1 rRNA gene is annotated in these 272 nt (G+C 52.2%); it reads left to right on the forward strand.

Annotated features, from left to right (window positions below):
• Positions 1-272: ribosomal RNA gene (locus GTP41_RS26875) — 16S ribosomal RNA — on the forward strand; the annotation flags it as partial.

Below are 272 nucleotides of genomic sequence, written 5' to 3' on the forward strand. Positions count from 1 at the left end.
CCGCCTGGGGAGTACGGTCGCAAGATTAAAACTCAAAGGAATTGACGGGGACCCGCACAAGCGGTGGATGATGTGGATTAATTCGATGCAACGCGAAAAACCTTACCTACCCTTGACATGGATGGAATCCCGGAGAGATCTGGGAGTGCTCGAAAGAGAACCATCACACAGGTGCTGCATGGCTGTCGTCAGCTCGTGTCGTGAGATGTTGGGTTAAGTCCCGCAACGAGCGCAACCCTTGTCATTAGTTGCTACGCAAGAGCACTCTAATG

This window comes from Pseudoduganella guangdongensis (assembly GCF_009857475.1).
In the GTDB taxonomy this organism is placed as follows: domain Bacteria; phylum Pseudomonadota; class Gammaproteobacteria; order Burkholderiales; family Burkholderiaceae_D; genus Rugamonas; species Rugamonas guangdongensis.